The organism is Tahibacter amnicola (assembly GCF_025398735.1).
GTDB classification, from domain to species: Bacteria; Pseudomonadota; Gammaproteobacteria; order Xanthomonadales; family Rhodanobacteraceae; genus Tahibacter; species Tahibacter amnicola.
In genome coordinates this window covers 5,444,426-5,462,940 of sequence record NZ_CP104694.1, presented here as the reverse complement: position 1 = coordinate 5,462,940, position 18,515 = coordinate 5,444,426, and the positions used below count along the sequence as shown (strand labels likewise).

20 protein-coding genes are annotated in these 18,515 nt (G+C 66.1%); 3 read left to right on the top strand and 17 right to left on the bottom strand.

Going from position 1 to position 18,515, the window contains the following annotated elements; genetic code table 11:
• Nucleotides 1–187 precede the first annotated feature (187 nt).
• From N4264_RS21415 to rsxC, 12 genes are all read right to left on the bottom strand, one after another.
• A complete protein-coding gene (locus N4264_RS21415) occupies nt 188–469 on the bottom strand; it encodes an FmdB family zinc ribbon protein (protein ID WP_261694253.1) in 282 nt (93 codons plus the stop codon).
• A gap of 50 nt (nt 470–519) precedes the next feature.
• Complete coding sequence (gene rnt, locus N4264_RS21410; RefSeq protein ID WP_261694252.1) at nt 520–1,173, bottom strand: ribonuclease T; 654 nt, start codon at nt 1,171–1,173, stop codon at nt 520–522.
• A gap of 103 nt (nt 1,174–1,276) precedes the next feature.
• On the bottom strand, nt 1,277–1,939 hold the full coding sequence (locus N4264_RS21405) for an HvfX family Cu-binding RiPP maturation protein (protein WP_261694251.1): 663 nt from the start codon (nt 1,937–1,939) through the stop codon (nt 1,277–1,279).
• 64 nt (nt 1,940–2,003) lie between these two features.
• Nucleotides 2,004–2,777, bottom strand: a complete 774-nt coding sequence (locus N4264_RS21400) for an HvfC family RiPP maturation protein (RefSeq protein WP_261694250.1) — start codon at nt 2,775–2,777, stop codon at nt 2,004–2,006.
• Nucleotides 2,761–3,621 (bottom strand): HvfB family MNIO-type RiPP peptide maturase, encoded by an 861-nt coding sequence (locus N4264_RS21395; protein ID WP_261694249.1) that lies wholly within the window; start codon nt 3,619–3,621, stop codon nt 2,761–2,763. Before N4264_RS21395 ends, N4264_RS21400 begins: the two co-directional genes overlap by 17 nt.
• 8 nt (nt 3,622–3,629) lie before the next feature.
• Entirely contained in the window at nt 3,630–4,127 is a 498-nt protein-coding gene (locus N4264_RS21390; protein WP_261694248.1) for an HvfA family oxazolone/thioamide-modified RiPP metallophore, read from the bottom strand.
• Between the two features lie 427 nt (nt 4,128–4,554).
• Entirely contained in the window at nt 4,555–5,697 is a 1,143-nt protein-coding gene (locus N4264_RS21385; protein ID WP_261694247.1) for an OprO/OprP family phosphate-selective porin, read from the bottom strand.
• Between the two features lie 150 nt (nt 5,698–5,847).
• The gene (gene nth / locus N4264_RS21380; protein WP_261694246.1) at nt 5,848–6,489 is read right to left on the bottom strand and encodes an endonuclease III; all 642 of its coding nucleotides are present in this window, start codon (nt 6,487–6,489) and stop codon (nt 5,848–5,850) included.
• Nucleotides 6,486–7,076, bottom strand: a complete 591-nt coding sequence (locus N4264_RS21375) for a hypothetical protein (protein WP_261694245.1) — start codon at nt 7,074–7,076, stop codon at nt 6,486–6,488. The genes nth and N4264_RS21375 overlap by 4 nt, the downstream gene beginning before the upstream one ends.
• Before the next feature lie 58 nt (nt 7,077–7,134).
• On the bottom strand, nt 7,135–7,755 hold the full coding sequence (gene rsxG, locus N4264_RS21370; RefSeq protein WP_261694244.1) for an electron transport complex subunit RsxG: 621 nt from the start codon (nt 7,753–7,755) through the stop codon (nt 7,135–7,137).
• Nucleotides 7,748–8,779: an RnfABCDGE type electron transport complex subunit D gene (locus tag N4264_RS21365; protein WP_261694243.1), complete on the bottom strand. Its 1,032-nt coding sequence runs from the start codon at nt 8,777–8,779 to the stop codon at nt 7,748–7,750. The genes rsxG and N4264_RS21365 overlap by 8 nt, the downstream gene beginning before the upstream one ends.
• Nucleotides 8,776–10,374, bottom strand: a complete 1,599-nt coding sequence (gene rsxC, locus N4264_RS21360; RefSeq protein ID WP_261694242.1) for an electron transport complex subunit RsxC — start codon at nt 10,372–10,374, stop codon at nt 8,776–8,778. The genes N4264_RS21365 and rsxC overlap by 4 nt, the downstream gene beginning before the upstream one ends.
• Between rsxC and yajC the strand changes: the two genes are divergently transcribed.
• The 3 genes from yajC to secF are packed head-to-tail and all read left to right on the top strand — an operon-like array spanning nt 10,373 to nt 13,848.
• The gene (gene yajC, locus N4264_RS25705) at nt 10,373–10,894 is read left to right on the top strand and encodes a preprotein translocase subunit YajC (RefSeq protein ID WP_343231967.1); all 522 of its coding nucleotides are present in this window, start codon (nt 10,373–10,375) and stop codon (nt 10,892–10,894) included. The two genes, rsxC and yajC, sit on opposite strands and share 2 nt — an antisense overlap.
• A 58-nt stretch (nt 10,895–10,952) precedes the next feature.
• Nucleotides 10,953–12,812 carry a protein translocase subunit SecD gene (gene secD, locus N4264_RS21350; protein ID WP_261694241.1) on the top strand — a complete coding sequence of 620 codons (1,860 nt, stop codon included), beginning with the start codon at nt 10,953–10,955 and terminating at the stop codon, nt 12,810–12,812.
• Between the two features lie 19 nt (nt 12,813–12,831).
• Nucleotides 12,832–13,848, top strand: a complete 1,017-nt coding sequence (secF, locus tag N4264_RS21345) for a protein translocase subunit SecF (protein ID WP_261694240.1) — start codon at nt 12,832–12,834, stop codon at nt 13,846–13,848.
• Between the two features lie 109 nt (nt 13,849–13,957).
• Here secF and N4264_RS21340 read toward each other — a convergent pair whose 3' ends face one another.
• The 5 genes from N4264_RS21340 to N4264_RS21320 form a co-directional block, all read right to left on the bottom strand.
• Nucleotides 13,958–14,521: an RNA 2'-phosphotransferase gene (locus N4264_RS21340; RefSeq protein WP_261694239.1), complete on the bottom strand. Its 564-nt coding sequence runs from the start codon at nt 14,519–14,521 to the stop codon at nt 13,958–13,960.
• Nucleotides 14,522–14,534: 13 nt separating this feature from the next.
• Nucleotides 14,535–15,467: a tetratricopeptide repeat protein gene (locus N4264_RS21335; protein ID WP_261694238.1), complete on the bottom strand. Its 933-nt coding sequence runs from the start codon at nt 15,465–15,467 to the stop codon at nt 14,535–14,537.
• Nucleotides 15,464–15,937: a hypothetical protein gene (locus tag N4264_RS21330; RefSeq protein WP_261694237.1), complete on the bottom strand. Its 474-nt coding sequence runs from the start codon at nt 15,935–15,937 to the stop codon at nt 15,464–15,466. Before N4264_RS21330 ends, N4264_RS21335 begins: the two co-directional genes overlap by 4 nt.
• Before the next feature lies 1 nt (nt 15,938).
• Nucleotides 15,939–17,291, bottom strand: a complete 1,353-nt coding sequence (locus N4264_RS21325; protein ID WP_261694236.1) for an ATP-binding protein — start codon at nt 17,289–17,291, stop codon at nt 15,939–15,941.
• A gap of 71 nt (nt 17,292–17,362) precedes the next feature.
• Nucleotides 17,363–18,511 carry an NAD(P)/FAD-dependent oxidoreductase gene (locus tag N4264_RS21320; RefSeq protein ID WP_261694235.1) on the bottom strand — a complete coding sequence of 383 codons (1,149 nt, stop codon included), beginning with the start codon at nt 18,509–18,511 and terminating at the stop codon, nt 17,363–17,365.
• Nucleotides 18,512–18,515: the final 4 nt, after the last annotated feature.

The following is an 18,515-nucleotide window of genomic DNA, read 5'->3' as shown; positions in this document are numbered from 1 at the left end:
GAGAGGAGTTGCCTGCGCCGGGGCGCAAAGACAGCTGACTCGTGCGTGGCCCGACGCACGGCTGCGGAGGCTAGCGGATCGGGCTCGCTGCTAACTGCGTTTCACGCCGCAGTTCGGCCATACGGCACCAAAGTTGACCGTCTGGCGGCGTATGCCGATCGGTCGTCGGCTTGCAAAGATGGCGCGGTCAATCGCCGCTGATGTAGTCCGGCCCCTTGCCGGCGGTTTTCTCGTAGACGCCGCCGCCGGCCTTCCGGTACTGCGTGAAGCCGTGTTTTTCGATGTGGCTTTCGCGGGTGAGATGGGTTCCGCCGATGGCGACGCTGGGTGCCGAGATCTTGCGCTGCACCGCCTTGCCACAGCGGGGGCATTGGGACAGTTGCGGATCGGACAGCTTCTGCAGCTGGTCAAATCCGTCGCAGCAATGACTGCAACTTTCGGCGACGGCGATGTATTCGTAGATCGGCATGGGCGGACAAAGACGGTGGCGGTGAAGGACTGCGGGCGGCGGGGAAAAATTCAAGCCGCCGCGCTGGTACTGGCCCGCCAGGCGTCTTCCATGGACTTCCAGCGATTGACGATCGTGCAGAAGAGGCGCGCCGTCTGTTCGGTGTCATACACGGCCGAATGGGCTTCGTTGGCATTCCATTCGAAACCGGCGGCGACGACGGCCTTGCTCAGCACTGTCTGGCCGAACGCCAGGCCCGCGAGGGTGGCCGTGTCAAAGCAGCTGAACAGATGGAATGGGCTGCGCTTGTGTCCGGTACGCCGGATCGCCGCGTTCAGAAAGTTGAGGTCGAACGAGGCATTGTGTCCCACCAGGATGGCGCGCTGGCAATCGGCGTCGCGCATCGCCCTGCGTATCGGACGGAAGATGTGGTCAAGCGCTTCCTTCTCATCGAGGGCGGCGCGGAACGGGTGCGTGGGATCGATGCCGGTGATTTCCAGCGCACGCGGATCGATGTTGGCACCGGGGAAAGGCACGACATGCGTGGATACGACGGGTTCCGGATGCAGCCAGCCGTCGGCATCCATCCGGATGACCACGGCGGCGATCTCGAGCAAGGCATCGCGTTCACAGTCGAAACCGCCGGTTTCGACATCGACGACGACGGGCAGGAAGCCACGGAATCGTTGCGCGTAGTTGGGGCTGGGGTGTGCGGGATCGGACATGGCGGCAGCATACCGGATGCGCCGCGACGGCCAAAGCATTGCAAAAAGCGCGATCGGCCTCCGGCCCGGCGCCGCTCGCCGGTGCTGGCGGCCGGTCGCCGCGTCACAGGCGCAGGAACCGCGCTGCGGCCAGCGTCAGTGCGATGCCCAGCAGGACAAATCCGACGGACGGAATCAGCATCAGGAACGGAAGGCCGAGGATGGCCGCGGTCAGGGACCAGGTCCACGCGTCGCTGACCGGTGCGGGCTGGGTCGACGCGCCGGCAAGGCGCGCGATGAGGTGATCCAGGCTGAGCTTGCCCGGGCCGTTGAAGATCAAGGGCAGCAGCATGACAACGAACAGGAGCGGCAGCTTGAAGTTGCCCTGGCCCTTGTTCGTGATGGCGTAGCCGTTCAACAGGTCGCTCCACATCGTCCACATGTCGGGCCAGTGGACGGCGGCCGTCGCGACGAAGGTCAGGAACAGCAGGGAGAAGGCGAAGAAACGCGTACCCAGGCCGATCCACAGCATGATACCGCCGATCAGTTCGAACCACGTTGCCATGGTCCAGGACAGATCTGCCGGAACCACGTTGAAGGGAAACGGGAATTTCCCCTGGATGTCGGCAAACCAGTTCTCGCCGTTGTACTTCTCGAGGCCGGACTCGAAGAATTCCCAGCCCATCACGATCCGCATGACCAGGCGCGGTATGACTTCGCCGGCCGCGCGCAGACGGCTGTTGACCGATTCCCAGGCATCCATCATGGCCGCCGGAAAGAGTGCCATGGCATTCCCCTTGTTTATCTGTGGTTTTGTGAGCGGGTGCTGCGGCGGCACCGCACGCACCGGCTCAGCAGTGCGTGCCGAGCAGGGCGTGGCGTGCGGCCAGATCGTGCAGGATCTGGATTCCGCCCTGGCGCAATGCGTCAGCCGCGCCGGGCGCCACTTCGTGCAGCAGCGTGTCGAGCACTTCAAGACCGGTGCAGCGGGCGTTTTCTTGCAGGCGCTCGAACAGGGCAGCCGTGATCGCGTTGATTTCCAGGAAGCTGACCCGGTCGTCACGGCCACGGATCAGGAGCAGCAGCGTGGGCTCTGCGGGGGCGGCGTCGGGCTGGAATTCCGGGCGGATCCGATGGACCGGAAAACGGTAGGCCAGCAGCCATGCCAGCGGCGAGACAACGGGAATGCCGCGAGTGACGTCACCGCCGGCATCGTGCGGTACCGCGTCGATCGCGTGTTCGTCGATGGAGAGGGCCAGCTCCGCCCATTCGTAGTGCGCCAGTTCCAGCAGGAAGGGCGGGTCATTGCTCCCCGCAGCCTGGCGATCTTCCAGGTACTTCAGGAACTCGCGCCCGAACTCGGGAAAAAGCGGAATCTGGCAGCGATGCGTCGCCAGGAACGAGCGCACCAGCGATTTCCACGCGGCATCGTCATGCAAGGTCCGGATGACGGGGAAATTCGCCGAAAGCAAACTGTCCACATTGTTGAAAAACAGTTCCTGGTAGACCGCCATCCGGCGCGCCGGTACGTCTGGCGGGAGCGGCGCGGACTCCGGTTCGCGGATTGCGCGGGCGAACTGGAACTGCAGTGCGCGCAGGTAGCCGGCTTCAGCGACTGGCGGCATGGCGGATCACTTCGCGCGGCGACGCGTAGGGGGATTGGAGCCGACGAATCTGGTCCAGTTCGGTGACCAGGTCTGCCAGCGGTGGAATGTTGAAGTCGCGCTCGAGCAAGGTCGGCCGAACTCCGAAGCGCTGATAGGCACGCTCCAGCAGCTGCCACACCGGCGCGATCACGTCGCTGCCGTGGGTATCGACCTTCAGGCCGGGTTCCTCGTCGTAGTGACCGGCGATGTGGTAATAGGCGATGCGATCGCCGGGCATGGCATCAAGAAAGGCGTTGGCGTCGTAGCCATGATTGACGCTGTTGACATGGATGTTGTTCACGTCCAGAAGCAGCAGGCAGTCGGCCGCTTCCAGCACTTCGCGGACGAAATCCACCTCGTCCATTTCGCGGCCTGGCGCGGCGTAGTACGAGACGTTCTCGATCGCGATGCGACGGCCGAGGATGTCCTGTGCACGACGCACGCGTGCGGCGACCCAGTCCACCGCTTCGCGCGTGAAGGGGATCGGCATCAGGTCATACAGGTGGCCGTCGTCGGAGCAGTAGGACAGATGTTCGCTGTAGATGGCGACACCATGGTCGTCGAGCAGGCGACGGATCTTGTGTAGCAGGGTTTCATCCAGCGGTTCCGGCCCGCCGAGCGAGAGCGAAAGCCCGTGGCAGACGAACGGATACCGCTCGGTGTACTGGCGCAGCTGGCGGCCCAGGTGCCCGCCGACATTGATCCAGTTTTCCGGGGCGATCTCGAAGAAATCGATGGGCGCGTCGGGGGCGTCGGCAAGCGGGCCCAGAAGGGCCCGCCGAAAGCCGAGACCCGCGCCATGGGGAACATTGCGCGGGCTCATGGATTACCTCAGTGGTCCTTCTTCTCGGCGCCGCACTTGGCTTCTGCGCCCTTCTTGTCGCCGCCACACTTGGCTTCGGCACCCTTCTTGTCCGCGCCGCACTTGGCTTCCGCACCCTTCTTGTCGGCGCCGCACTTGGCCTCGGCGCCCTTCTTGTCGCCGCCGCACTTGCCTTCGCCGCACTTGCCTTCGTGCGCCTTCTTGTGAGCGTCCATTTCAGCCTGGCTGATCGAACCGTTCTTGTCGGTGTCGATGTCTTCGAACTTCTTCTGGCCGTGCTTCTCGAATTCCGCCTTCGAAACGCTTCCGTTCTTGTCGTCATCCATCTTGGCCATGCCGCACTTGCCTTCGCCGCACTTGCCCTCGGCGGCGGTAGCCATGTAGCCCGCCGAAAGCTGGTGCAGCTGGAACGCCGTGTCGGCCTGAGCCAGCTGGGTCAGCGACATCGTGCCGATGAAAGCAGTACCAAGGGCGAGCGTCAGGGGTTTCACGATCTTGGTGGACATTGCAAGTTTCTCCATGGAGTTGGCGGGCCCGGGCCCGCAAGGGTTACAGCTGCGACAGCAGCAGGAACGCTCCGTTACGCAAGGAGAGACGGCCGTGTTTCGCCGGATACTTCCCCCTCCGCACGCTTCGGCGCGTGAACGGTAAGCCTTACGCATGGCAGTAACAAGCGGATGCGATGTTGCAATGCAATGCGTTCGACGCGTCACCAGACCGGACGATGCGGAAGAATCTTTCAGCGGGGGAATTTGTTAAAGAAAAGCGAAGGCCGCTCACCGGTGGCAGGAGCCCGGCGATGAGTGCGGCGAGTGCGACAACCGGTTGTGCAGCGGTGGGAGCTTCGCTGCGGCAGGTGTAGTGAGAAGTGATCGAGCAGGGTGAAAACCCGGGCAGTAGCGGCGCGACCGCTGGATCGCGCCGCGGGCATCCTCAGAAGCTGACCTGGGCGCGCAGTTCGGTGATGGTCGGATCCAGGGCCAGGCCGCGCCGGTCGCTGAAGGCGCGGATGTAATTGGCCTGCAACTTGATGTGTTGTCCCAGGTAGTAGTTCACGCCCAGGGTCCAGTCGTGCTGCTTGCCGCCTTCGACGAGGCCGTCGTTGAGGTCGAGCGTGGAGTAGCGCAGGCCCAGTTCCACCGCGCCCCAGTCGCGCTTGGGCTTGACGTTGTTGAAAGCGCCACTTTTGTACGGACGGCTCTCACCGGTGACCACCCAGCTGGCGTAAACGTAGGCACCGTCGGCGGTGAAGTCGCGCGCGGTACGGCGCGAGGCGTCATAGGTAAGGTATTCGGCCTGGAGTGAAACCGGTCCCTGGGCCCAGGCGGCTTCCAGCCCGACGCGCTTGATCTGGTCGGCACCGGCGAGACTGCCCGTGTCCACCAGCCGGACCGGTGTCAGGTTGGCTTCGGGCCGGGCGCGGACGCGGGCGATTTCGTCGTCGCGTTCTTCGATCGAGCCCGAGATGCCCAGGTGCACCACGCGGTTCTCGCTCTTGACCGGGTTGAATACGGCGCGGCCGACCCAGCCTGTACCATCGTTGTCACCGTTGAGATCGCCGCCCGAAAGCACGCCGGCGTTGAGCAGCCAGCCCGGTATTTTCTCGTAGGTCCAGTCAAGGCCGATGCGACGCCCCGGGTTGAGGGCCTGGATGGGCAGCGAACGTTCGATAAAGGTCGTGGCGCCCGATCCGATCGCACCTTCCTCGAAGCCGACAGCGTGCTTGAACTGGCCCAGGCGGAAATCACCGGCGTTCGGGGTGAACAGACGGGCGTAGGCGTCGACCCAGACGTGATTGGCGAAATCGTAGCCCGCGGCAACCTCCCATTTTCCATTGAGCTTGGCGTACAGGTAGAACTCTTTGCGACGCCAGCGATCGTGGTCCTGGAAGCGCGCCGAGCCGTTGGGCAGCGTGTCGTCGGAAAACCGGTTGATATCGAGTTGGTAGAGGCCTTTGACGCCGTATTCCACGCCGGATCCGGTTTTTACCTTGGTCGGCCATTCGTTGAGGAAATCATAGGCCTGGGCCGGTGCGGCGACGATGAGCGCGATGGCCAGGGAAAGCGCCTTCTTCATGCGGTGACTCACTCTCAAGACTAAAGAAAATCGGGAAGGCCAGGCCGGTGGGGCGCTGGCGTCGAAGGCATTAAAACACCGGGATGGCACGGGCGGACATGGCGGCGGCGCCTGATCATATGACCATTCCGGCCGGGGCACCGGGCGTTTTCAATCCGCAGCGGGGGTTTTCTGGCGGTATTGGCACAGGTCGCGGATCACGCAGGAGGGACAGTCCGGCTTGCGCGCCTTGCAGACGTACCGCCCGTGCAGGATCAGCCAGTGATGTGCATCCTGCTTGAATTCTGCCGGAATGGTTTTTTCCAGTTTGTCCTCCACGGCGCGCACCGTTTTGCCCGGCGCCAGGCCCGTGCGATTGGAGACGCGGAAGATATGCGTATCCACCGCGATGGTGGGTTGGCCGAAGGCGGTGTTGAGTACGACGTTGGCTGTCTTCCGGCCCACGCCGGGCAGCGCCTCCAGCGCCTCACGCGTAGTCGGTACTTCACCGTCGTAGCGATCGACGAGGATCCGGCAGGCCGCCATGACGTTCTTCGCCTTGGCGTTGTACAGCCCGATCGTGGAGATATAGCGCTTGAGCCCGTCCTCACCCAGCGCCAGGATCGCCTGCGGCGTATTGGCAACCGGGAAGAGTTTACGTGTGGCTTTGTTCACGCCGATATCCGTGGCCTGCGCCGACAGCGTCACCGCCACCAGCAGTTCGAAGGGCGTGGTGTACTCCAGCTCGGTCGTCGGGTTCGGATTGATCTCGCGCAGCCGGCGGAAGATCTCAGCACGTTTGGTGGCGTTCATGCGTTTCGGGAAGTATCCGGCGTGGAGTCCCGGCGCAGCCGCGCACGAGCCGTGCGACCTACCGCGATCGCCACGGCGAGGCCGGCCAGTACGCCGGCGGGATGATGAAAGAGTGCAATGCCATTGCTGCCATGAATGGCCGGCGCGGCCGTGAACAGGTCGCTGGCATTGGCCAGCACGGTGCCGTCAGCGAGCAACTCGCGCAAGAGCCCTGTGGCGATCACGATGGTTGCCAGGAAAAAGGGAGAATGCCAATCGTGGTTGACAGCCTGATGGCTGAGCGACTGGAGCCAGGCGGCATTCGCGACGATCAATGTCGCGCCGACGGCGGTATCGCCCGAAAACGCCGGGGCGATCGCCGACAGCGCGAAGGCCGTGATGCCCGTACTGGTCACGACTGCCGCGGCAAGCAGCCATCGGTCGGAACCGTTGCCCGGTGGCGCGAAAATCCCCAGGAAAACACGCGTCGCGACGTGTATCGCAACGGCAGCCGCCGCCAGCAGCAGGGCGCTGCGTGTATCGGTGGCGGCCCACAGTACCGGGCACAGGCCAGGCAGCAGGGCGATCGGAGTTGGTGGCGGGGTCATGAGCGGATTTTACGGCGGTCGTTCGCGCGGCCGCCACGACGCACGTCATCGCGCAGGGTCATGGGATGTCTGCTTCGTCGGCGAAAAGTGCTTCGCGATGTGCCTTCACGAACTCAAGCACGCGCGCAATGCGTTCGAGGATCGCGCGCGGCGTCGTCGTTGCGCCGCTGAACTGGTCGAAATCGCCGCCGTCTTTCCGGACGGTCCAGCGGGCCGTGGGCGTGGTGTCGAGCGATCTGCCGCGGATGGCCGCCAGCCATTCGCCGCTATCGGTTTCGAAGCGGTCGCCAAGACCCGGTGTTTCGTGGTGCTCCAGGACGCGTACGCCGGTTACCGCCCCCCGCCTGTCGACGCCGATCTGCAGGCGGACGGGGCCGGCGTAGGCCTTGGGGACGATCGCCTCGATCACCAGCGCGGCCGGTTGGCCGTCCTTGCGTGCGCGCAGCACGGGCATGGGCTGTGCGCTGCCGAGGGCCGCCTCGTCGATGACCCGGATGCGATCGGCCAGCGGGTCATTGTCGTAGCGGTCCGGCGGCAGCACCGCGGCGAGGGCCGACAGTGCCTCGCGGTGTGCCTGGTTGCGGATGCGGCCCGATGCGAGCCAGCCGGACAGTCCCAGCAGCGCACTGCCCGCCATGACGGCGAACAACCGGCGCAGCAGCGGCGACGGCTCAGGCATGGCTGCCGGTGCCGAAGACGCGAGGGCGGGTGTATCGGTCGATCAGGGGCGCGGCACCGTTCATCAGCAATACCGCGAACGCCACGCCGTCGGGGTAGCTGCCCCAGCGACGGATCACCAGCGTCAGCACGCCCACACCGATGCCGAACAGCAGCCGCCCGCGCGGTGAGGCGCAACCGGTCACCGGATCGGTGGCGATGAACCAGGCAGCCAGCATCAGCCCGCCGCTGAAAACGTGCTGGAGCGGCATCGGATGGACATCCGCATCCAACAGCCACAGCGGCGCGGAAACGGCGATCACGCTGCCGATCACCGCGACCGGCACCTGCCAGCGGATCACGCCGCGCCACAGCAGATACAGCCCGCCCAGTGCATAGGCATTGGCAATCCATTCCCAGCCCCTGCCGCCGAAATCGCCGAACTGCGGGTCGTGCCGGATCTCGCCGATCATGTGGCCGCGGGCGGCCAGCGACTTGACGGTGTCCAGCGGCGTGGCCGAGCTGATGGTGTCCCAGCGCAGGGGGGCGGGCAGGTCACCGGCGAGGATCGTCCGGATCACATCGAGGGGATCCAGCGCCTGGGTTCCCGCGGCGATCCAGCCAGACACCTCGCGCGGAAAGCTGATGAGCACGACGGCGTAGCCCACCATCGCCGGATTGAACAGGTTGTAGCCCATGCCGCCGTAGGCGTGGCGGGCCAGCACCACCGCCGCGAGCATGCCAGCCAGACTGATCCACCAGGGCGCGAGCGGCGGCAGGCACAGCGCGAACAGCGCCGCCGTGACCAGCACCGACGGATCGCCGCCGATACGACGCACCGGCAGGCCGCGCCATCGAAGTGCTACCGCCTCAATAGCGATGGCGAAACCGGCGGCCAGGATCAGCTGGACCAGCACGCCCACGCCGAAGAACCAGACGTGCGCGGCGATGCCGGGCACCAGGGCCAGCAGCACGTCGACCATGACGTGACGCACATGGCGTGGTGGCGACAGATGCGGGCCGCCGTGGACGGGGAAGGTTCTCATGCGTCTTCGTCGGGCGCGGGCGGGGCGGGGCGCGGCGGGTTGGCCGCTTTGCGGGCCTTGCCGCGGGCAATGGCCGCCAGGACGGCCGCCTTGTCCATCGTCCTGGGTGCAGTCGACGGTGCCGGGGACGGCTCGCCGGCGGCGGGCGCGGATGGCGTCTCTACGGTGACGACCACGGCCGCCTGGGCAAGTGACTCCTTGCGCGCGGCGACCCGTGCCACGCGTTCGGCCTGCTCGCGCTCCAGGCGTTGCGTCCGTCCGAGGAAAAGCGCGCGCGAGCGGTCGGCGCGCTGCCGGGTGTCGATGCGGCGGTCCAGCTCCGCTTTTCCGAAGCGGTACCAGTCCACCAGTGGAATATGCGACGGACACACATGGCTGCAGCAGCCGCATTCGATGCAGTCTCGCAAGGCCAGTGCCTGCGTCTGTGCCCAGTCTTCACGCCGGACTGCCGTCAGCAGCTGCTGTGGCATCAGGCGGACCGGACACACGCGGGCGCATTCGCCGCAGCGGATGCAGGGCTGTTCCATCGCGGGGGCTGTCTCGCTCGTCGTCTGCACCACGATCGCCGTGGTCGTTTTCGTCACGGGTATCGCGTCATGCGGCTGCGCGATGCCCATCATGGGCCCGCCTTCCAGCAGCCGCGCAGCGTCCGGCGCATAACCGCCGGCCTGGGTGATCACCCACTCGAACGGCGTCCCCAGGCGTACTTCGAATACCGTTGGCCGCATCACGCCGCGACCGGCCACCGTGACCAGACGGGCGGTCAGCGGTTCGCCATGGCGGACGGCCCGCCATACTGCGGCAACCGTCGCCACGTTCTGGCACAGGATGCCGATCGCGGTGGCGGGCTGGCCGCCGGGGACTTCCTGGCCGGTCAACGAATAGATGAGCTGCCGTTCGCCGCCCGAGGGGTAGATCGACGGGACGGTGACAATGCGCAGGTCGGTATTCGCGCCCAGGGCCTCGGCGAGGGCGGCGCGGGCGGCCGTCAGCCGGTCTTCCAGTGCAATCGTGACTTCGCTGGCCCCGGTGATCCGTGCCAGTACGCGTGCGCCGGCGATCACGTCCGCTGCCTGCCGGCGCATCAGGGTGTCGTCCGACTGCACCAGCGGCTCGCATTCCGCGCCGTTGACGATCAGGTGGCGGCACGGCGTACCGGCCTTGATGGCCGTGGGAAACCCGGCGCCGCCCAGCCCCACGATGCCGGCGTCACGGATGCGCTGCAGCAGCTCGGCCGGATCGGCGTCGAAGGGGGATTCGACGGGCGGAAGCGTTTCGCGGGCGTCGGTTCCGTCGACGAGGATCTCGACGCAGCGGACCGGAGCCTTCGGGTCCGCCAGGACGCGCGGACCGATGGCGGCCACGACCCCCGCGGCCGGCGCGTGCACCGCGGCGCCGGCGGCGTCGAGCGGGTCGGCCAGCCGCGTGCCGCGGCGCACCGGCTGGCCCGGCGCGACACGGCAGAAGGCCGCCGGGCCGCCAGGCGGTCCCAGCGGGACGATCAGGCGTTCGGGCAGCGGGCAGACGGCAAACGGCGGCAGGGTGTCCTTGCCGGCAGGGAGGCGAAGGCCACCGGGAAACGGGTACAGGGGCATGCTGGTGATTGTATCGGACGGCCTGCAGGCTGCGCCGGCCGGGGCGGCCATACGCTTGAACCAGCCCCGGCGGGCCCCCATGCCCTGCACCGCGGTGCGCCTGGCGGTGACGCGTGGCATAATCCGCGACCTTTTGTATGCTCGGCGTTTCCTTGTCCGGGCAATAACCAGCGAGAGAATCATGGAATTCTTTATTTCCAGCGCGTCCGCGCAGGCGGCAGGCGCTCCGGCCGGAGCGGCCGGCGGCGGCTTCGGCTCGATCATCATGATGGTGGTGATGTTCGGCTTCATCTATTTCCTGATGCTGCGTCCACAGATGAAGCGCGCCAAGGAACAGCGGGCCATGCTGTCGGCCCTGGCCAAGGGCGACGAAGTGGCCACGGCCGCGGGCCTCCTGGGCAAGGTCGAGGAGATCAGCGAGTCGTACGTCAGCATCGAGATCGCCCCGAACGTGACGGTGAAGCTGCAGAAGCATGCGATCACGGCAGTCCTGCCCAAGGGCACGCTGAAGTCGGCCTGAGGCGTTACGCGCACATCGATACCGCGGCCATCCGCGGCACACCCCTGGGATTCAAGGCATGAACGAGTTTCCCCGCTGGAAATACGCGCTGGTCGTACTGGCGTTGCTGGTCGGCTTCATCTACGCCCTGCCGAACCTCTATCCGAAGCAGCGCGCCGTGCAGGTGTCCGCCAATCGCGGCGCCACGGTCGACGTGGCGCTGAAAGAGAAGGTGCAGGGCATCCTGGAGTCGAAGAAGGTCGCGTTCACCTCGATCGACCTGACAAACGACCGCCTGCTGGTCCGCCTTGCTGACCCGAACCAGCAGATCGCCGCCGGTGACAACCTGCGTTCGGAGCTGGGCAACAACTACACGGTTGCGCTCAACCTCGCCTCCACCGTTCCCAGCTGGCTGGCGGCGATCCACGCCAACGGTATGCCGTTCGGCCTGGACTTGCAGGGTGGCGTGCACTTCCTGATGGAAGTTGACCATGCCAGCGTGATCGAGAAGCAGGAAGCCCACTACGTCGACGAAGTGAAGAACATCGCGCGTGAGAAGGGCATCCGCGGCATCAGCGCCAATCGCGGTGCGCAGGGCGTGGTGATCACCGCCCGTTCCGAGGCCGATCGCGAGAAGATCTCCGCGGAAATCAGCCGCTCGTTCGGCAGCGAGGTGGTCCTCACCAACGGTGCCACCACGGGCGATGCGTTCGGGCTGAATCTGCGTATTTCGCCGGCCAAGCTCGACGAAGTGGCCAAGAACACCATCTCCCAGAACATGAGCACGCTGCGCAATCGTATCGGCGACCTGGGCGAACCGGTGATCCAGCAGCAAGGCAATTCGCGCATCGTGGTGGAGCTGCCCGGCGTGCAGGACACCGCCGCCGCCAAGCGCCTGCTCGGCGCTACGGCCAGCCTGGAATATCGCGCGGTCGACGAGGCCGGCAATGCCCTGGACGTGGCCAATGGCGCGACGCCGCCGGCGGACGCCAAGCTCTACAAGCTGCGCGAGAGTGGCGCGCCGATCCTGCTCAAGAAGAAGGTGATCGCCTCGGGCGACGACCTCGTCGGCGCCACCGCCATTCTCGACTCGCAGTCCGGCACGCCGGGTGTGAGCGTGCGCCTGAGCAGCCGCGGCGGCGACCGCATGCTCGAATTCACCATGCAGAACGTCGGCAAGCCGATGGCCGTGGTCTATACCGAGCGTATCCCCGAGGTGTCGATCGTCGACGGCAAGGAAGTGAAGTCCTCGCGCGTCAAGGAAGAAGTGATCTCGGTGGCGAACATTCGCGGCGTCTTCAGCTCGCAGTTCCAGACCACGGGCCTTGACAGCATGCAGGAAGCCAACGATCTGGCCCGCCTGCTCAACGCCGGTTCGCTTGCGGCGCCCGTCGATATCGTCGAAGAACGCGTGATCGGTGCCAGCCTCGGTGAAGACAACATCCGCAAGGGCCTGGTCGCCGTGCTGATCGCGGTCGGCCTCGTGGTCGTCTTTGTCGGTCTCTATTACAAGATGTTCGGCCTCATCGCCGACGTCGGCCTGCTGCTGAACCTGGTGCTGCTGGTGGCTATCCTGTCGATCTGCCAGGCCACCCTGACCCTTCCGGGTATCGCCGGTATCGTACTGACACTCGGCATGGCGATCGACGCCAACGTGCTGATCTGCGAGCGCATCCGCGAGGAACTGCGTAACGGGTCGAGCCCGATGGCTGCCATCAGTGGGGGTTACAACAAGGCCTGGGCGACGATTCTCGACGCCAACGTGACCCACCTGCTCGCGGCGCTGGGCCTGATGGCCTTCGGTTCCGGCCCGATCCGCGGCTTCGCCATCACCCTGTTCATCGGCATCATCACGTCGATGTTTACCTCGGTCACCGTCACGCACGTGCTGGTTGGCCTGATCTTCGGCGGCCGCCGCCTGAAGTCCCTGTCGGTCTGAGCTGGGGAGTACGCGCATCATGGAACTGTTCAAGTCCGACACCAATTTCGACTTCATGGCGTTGCGCAAGGTCAGCCTGACCTTGTCGGCCATCCTCTGCGTGATCGCCGCGGCGATCATCTTTGTCCGTGGTCTCGACTACGGCCTGGATTTCACCGGCGGTACGCTGGTCCAGGTCACCTACGAGAAGGACGCGGATATCGCCGAGGTGCGCAAGGCCGTCGAGGATCACGGCTTTGCGGGCGCCGTCGTGCAGTCGCTCGGCAACACCAAGGAATACGCCATCCGCATCAAGCCGCACGAAGGCGATGCCGACGCGGCCAAGGCCACCACCGACGCGGCCAAGCCAGCTGAGGGCGAAGCCGCCAAACCAGCCGACGCGGCCTCGAAGGAAGCTGACAAGCTGGCCGGCGAAGTGCTGAAGGCGCTCAAGACGGCGCGCCAGGACGTCACCATCCACTCCAGCTCGTTCGTGGGACCGCAGGTCGGTGAAGAGCTGCGCAGCGACGGTCTGGTCGCGGTGCTGTTCGTCATCCTCGGCATCATGGCTTACCTGTGGTTCCGCTTCGAACTGCGCTTCGCTATCGCGGCGGTGGCCAGCGAAATCCACGACACGCTGCTGACGGTGGGCATCTTCGCCCTCACGGGTCGCGAATTCGACCTGCCGGCGCTGGCGGCCGTGTTGTCGGTCGTGGGTTACTCGATCAACGACAAGGTCGTCGTGTTCGACCGCGTACGTGAAATCTTCCGTTCCTCGCGCAAGGGCGAGCCGTACGAGATTCTCAACCGGTCGATCAACTCGACCATGTCCCGTACGATCATGACCGGCCTGACCACCAGTCTTGCGGTTGGAACGCTGTACTTCGTCGGCGGCCCGGCGCTGCAGAACTTCGGCCTGATCATGCTGATCGGTATCTTCGTCGGTACGCTGTCGTCGATCTTCTTCGCCAACCCGGTGCTGTTGTGGCTGGGCGTGTCGAAGCAGGACCTGATGCCGGTCACGCGCGAAGATCCTGAGCTGGCGCGTCGTCCCTGACAGAAGGCTGTCGATCGGGTAGCACAAAAAAACCCGGCCAACTGGCCGGGTTTTTTGTTGTTGTTGTCGCTGTTGGATGCGTTCCCTTACTGCTCGCGCAGGACCAGTGCTATTCGTCGCTGTCCGCTTCGACCCCGTCCAGGAACCGGGGTGGAACCCGGTCCGTCAGCCAGACGCCGTTGTCGGCGCGAAAAAAGACGTACCCTTCGGCGTGCATGCGCTGGCAGTCCACCACCAGGACCAGGGGTGTTCCGTGGCGCTCACCGACGCGACGGGCGGTTTCCTTGTCGCAGGAAAGGTGCACCTGCCGGCGCGACCGGGGTGTGAGACCTTCACGACGGATCGCCTCCGCGAAATGCACCGCGGTGCCGTGATAGAGCACCACCGGCGGCGGCAGTGGCGGCAGGCCCAGGTCCACAGGCACCGAATGACCCTGGGCCGCGCGGATACGCAGGCCGTCCGGCGAGATGCTGAAGCGCTGTTTGTCGCTCGTGGCGACCACGCGGAGCACTTGGTCACGCGTGACCGGCATGCCATGGACACAGGCCTGGACGACGAGCACATCGATGGCCGACCAGCCTTCCCTGTCGAGCGCAAGCCCGATCGACTCGGGCGCGTGCCGCAGCACGTAGCTCAGGAATTTGCTGACTCGGATATCGTCTTTGGCGCTCACGGCCGGGGTGATGTCAGAAGTCCGGTTTCAGCTTCACCTGCTCCAGCTCCTTGCGCAGCATGCGCTGGAACTGCGCAGGTGCCACCCATGTATAGATGACAAACGCCAGCCAGACGTAATTGAGCATCGTGGCGGCGGTGGGCTGCTCCAGATCGTGCAGCAGCAGCGTGAGCACCCGATACGCCAGGTACATGCCGACCAGGAGCAATACCATGCGCGTGCCGCCGCCACCCACCAGGAAGGAGTTGAAGCGGAACCACAGGCCGAGCAGGGGACTGCGCCGGGTCTTGATCGCCACCAGAAGGCGCAGGGCGCTTTCGTCCTCCGGGTTCTGCTGGACCGCCCAGACCGCGTGTTCCTGCGCTTCCTCCAGGCGGTTCTGGCGCAAGGCGACCCAGCCCAGGACGACCAGCGCGTCCTGCGATTGCGGGTCGATGGCCAGCGCCTCTCGGGCGACGGCCTCGGCGCGGTCGAATGCGCGGCCTTCCAGATGCCATTGCGCCAGGAGGGCGAGATTGGCCGTGTCGGTAGGGTCGGCGGCGCAGGCGCTTTCGATCCATTCGAGCGCTTTGGTGCGCTGGTCCAGCATCAGATAGTGGCGGCCAAGTTCGCGCCGCGGCCAGTCTTCCGTGGGGGCCAGCTCGATCGCGGTCATCAGGTGCGTCCTGGCCAGCTCGGGCTTGCGCAGACCTTGCTGCACCAGGCCCATCGCCATGTGGGCGAACCACAGCTGCGGCGCCAGGGCGAGTGCGGCGCCCGCCTCCTGCTCGGCACTGGACAGGCGCTTGCGGTCACGCAGGCAGAGGGCGAGCAGGGCGTGGGCGAGGGCGCTGTCCGGCTGGTGGGCGAGGACATTGCACAGCGTGTCCATCGCTTCCTGGAGCTGGCCGTGCTGCATCTGGCGCATGGCCAGGTTGAACAGGCGGTCGTTCGACGTCGGGTTCATAGCAGGATCACCGCCAGGATGCCCATGCCCAGGAATTCGGACACCGCCGATCTGCTCAGCACGCCGAGGATCAGCACCACGGCGCCCTGTGCCGGCTTGCCGCCGAAATAGGTGAACAGTTCAAATGTGCGCGATTGCGCCAGGTGGACGACGTAGAAGCAGCACAGGCGCAGCGCCGTGACACTCAGCCAGGCATAACGCAGGCTCTGTTTGTCGAGCCAACCGACAGAGAAGGCATAGACCAGTCCGAACACCAGGACCGTTCCGCCCAGGAAGGCCAGCGCGAGCATGGCCAGCTCGCGCCGCCAGGTCGGGCTGCCCATCGCAAAACTGTTGAAGGCAAACCACAGGACACCCAGCCAGGTACCCACGAGCATGCAGGCCAGCAGTGGCCAGATGGGATTGACGGCGAGTTTCGCCATCGGGCCGGGGCTGGGTTCGTCCGGCAGCACATAGCGGGCAGTGGTCATCTCAGCTGCGTCCGTGTTGTTTGATGAACGCCAGCACGTCGTCGTACTGGCCGCCTTCGTTGGCATAACGCGCGTAGTTGCGCGCCGTGGTGAGCCATTCGGTGGTCGTCGGGCGTACCTCTGCCAGCGCCGTCTTCAGGTGCGCCATTGTCATCGGCACTTCCTGGCCCGCTTGCAGCGACGCTTCGATCGCCTCGTCGATCGCCGATTCCACCAGATGGCGCAGGTCGGCGCCCGAGAAGCCGGTTGTGCCACGCGCGAGCGAGGCGACATCGATGGTCCCCGAGGTCGGGCGGTCACGCAGCAGGCCGCGCAGGATGTCTTCGCGTGCGGCCTGGTCTGGCGGCGGCACGAACAGGACGCGATCAAAGCGGCCGGGGCGCCGGAACGCCGCATCAATCGCCCAGGGCACATTGGTGGCGCCCAGGATCAGCACGCCGTGATTGTTCTGCGAGAAGCCGTCCAGCTCGGCCAGGAACTGGCTGACCAGCTTTGACGAGGTCGCCTCGCGTGTGTACTCGCGACGGCCGCCGATGGCCTCAATCTCGTCGAAGAAGAGCACCGCTGGCGCCGCGCGGCGTGCTTCTTCAAACACCGCGTGCAGTTTGCGCTCGGATTCGCCCAGCCACATGTCGAGGACATCTTCGATCGCGACGTTGAAGAACCTGGCGCCGCACTCACCGGCGGTAGCGCGCGCGAGCAGCGTCTTGCCGCAGCCGGGAGGGCCGTACATGAGAATGCCGCCGCCGGCACGCCGGCGGAACCGGTCAAACAGCGACGGTTTCTGGAACGGCGTGATGATGCGCCGGCGGATATGTTGTTTGACGGCATCCAGGCCGCCGACATCCGCGAACGTGGCCCGCTCGTTGTCGGGTTTGAGCAGGCGCACCACTTCGCTCTGGTCGGTATCGTCATTGGCGACGGTGCGCTCGGCGCCAAGCCGGCGGGCGGCGTCCAGTGAGACGATCTTTCCACCCAGTTCGGCGGCGATACGCGCATCTTCCAACGTCGGGTTGGCCTTCACCGCAGCGCGGTATTCCTGGCCGGCCTCTTCACGGCGACCGAGCGCAAGCAGTGCCCGCGCACGCAACAGTCGTCCTTCCGGCTGGTCGGTCGGCGATTGTTCGAGCGCGCGGGCGTAGTCCTCGTTCTCCAGCGCCAGTACCGCCAGCTTCAGTTGCAATGACCCCGGAAGAGCAGCCTGCGTCGCCGGTTGCGCCAGTCCGAGCAGGCGTTGCGCGCGTGCATCATCGCCCGCGTCCGCGCAGGCCTGCAGGGCGAGGGTCAGCAGCGGCAGGTTGTCCGGCGAGGCGGCGAGCGCGCTTTCCAATGCATCCAGTTGATCGACGTGCATGAACGAAGTACCGCGGGAAAAGCGCAGCTTGCCAAGCGCCGTCGTGCCGGGCAAGGACCGGCGAACTTCAGCTAGTGGCCGGCCTGCGCCAGTGCCGCCCTTTGCGCGGGCAGGGTCGCGTGGCTGACCCGTCGAGCCGCCCAGAACGGATGACGCCGGAAGCGTTCCGGACCGCTGTAGGTCAGGGCCGCGTGCACGCGGTAGCGCTCCCAGACGGCCTGCGTTTCCCGCGCGTACTGCACCAGTGCGGAGGGACGTCCGGCCAGAATATCCGCGATGACCTGCGCGCCGTGATGACCGCTGGCCAGTGCGTGGAAGAGCCCCTGCGAGGCGATGGGATCAAAGGCCACGGCCGCATCGCCCACCGCGAGCCAGCCGGTGCCGGCGGGCTCGCTCAACCGGCTGGCGCCCGCAGGCCGCACCTCGACGGTGGGCGCGGTGCGCGCGCCGATGACGCCCGCCACCAGGGGGCATTGCCGCGCAGCGGCGAAGAAGTTGCCGGGGTCGCGCCATTGGCGCCGGTGTGGATCCTGGGCGTCTACATGCAGCGCGACGACGCGGCCGCCAGAGGGCGTGCGGACGCTGTACCACCAGCCGTAGGGCGCGGCCTCGATCACGGTGCGCTGGTCCCGGTCATCATCGTGCGGTTGCAGAAAAACATGCAGGCAGAGCACGGGCTCTGCTTCCTCGCGCGTAGCACCCAGCAGGCGCGCCAGGCGGCTGCTGCGGCCGCCGGCATCGACCACAACCTGGGCGCTGTGACGCCGTGCGAGGCCGGCCGACTCCACGTCGAATTGCCAGGTGCGGTCCGAGCCCCGGGCGACGTGCTGTACGGCGCCATGCAGGAGCGTGGCACCGCGCGCGGCCGCGGCCTGGCGCAGCTGGGCGTCGAACCGGGCGCGATCCAGGTGCCAGCCGGTTCCGGCCGGGTCGCGCAGACTGTCGCGCCAGACCGGTTCGGCGGTATCCCAGGCCGACACGGTAGCCCCGCGCGGGGTGTGCCCGGATTGCAGAAATGCCGCATCGAGCCCGAGCCGCGCGAGGATCGGCAGCGCCGCGCCGGGGAGCGATTCGCCGATACGCAGACGGCTCGCCTCAACATGGCGCTCGACCACCAGCACGCGATGCCCAGGCGCCAGTGCGCAGGCGAGTGCGCAACCGGCCGGACCGGCACCGATGATGGCGACGTCCCAATGGCCGGGAGGGATGGCGGTGTTCACGAGG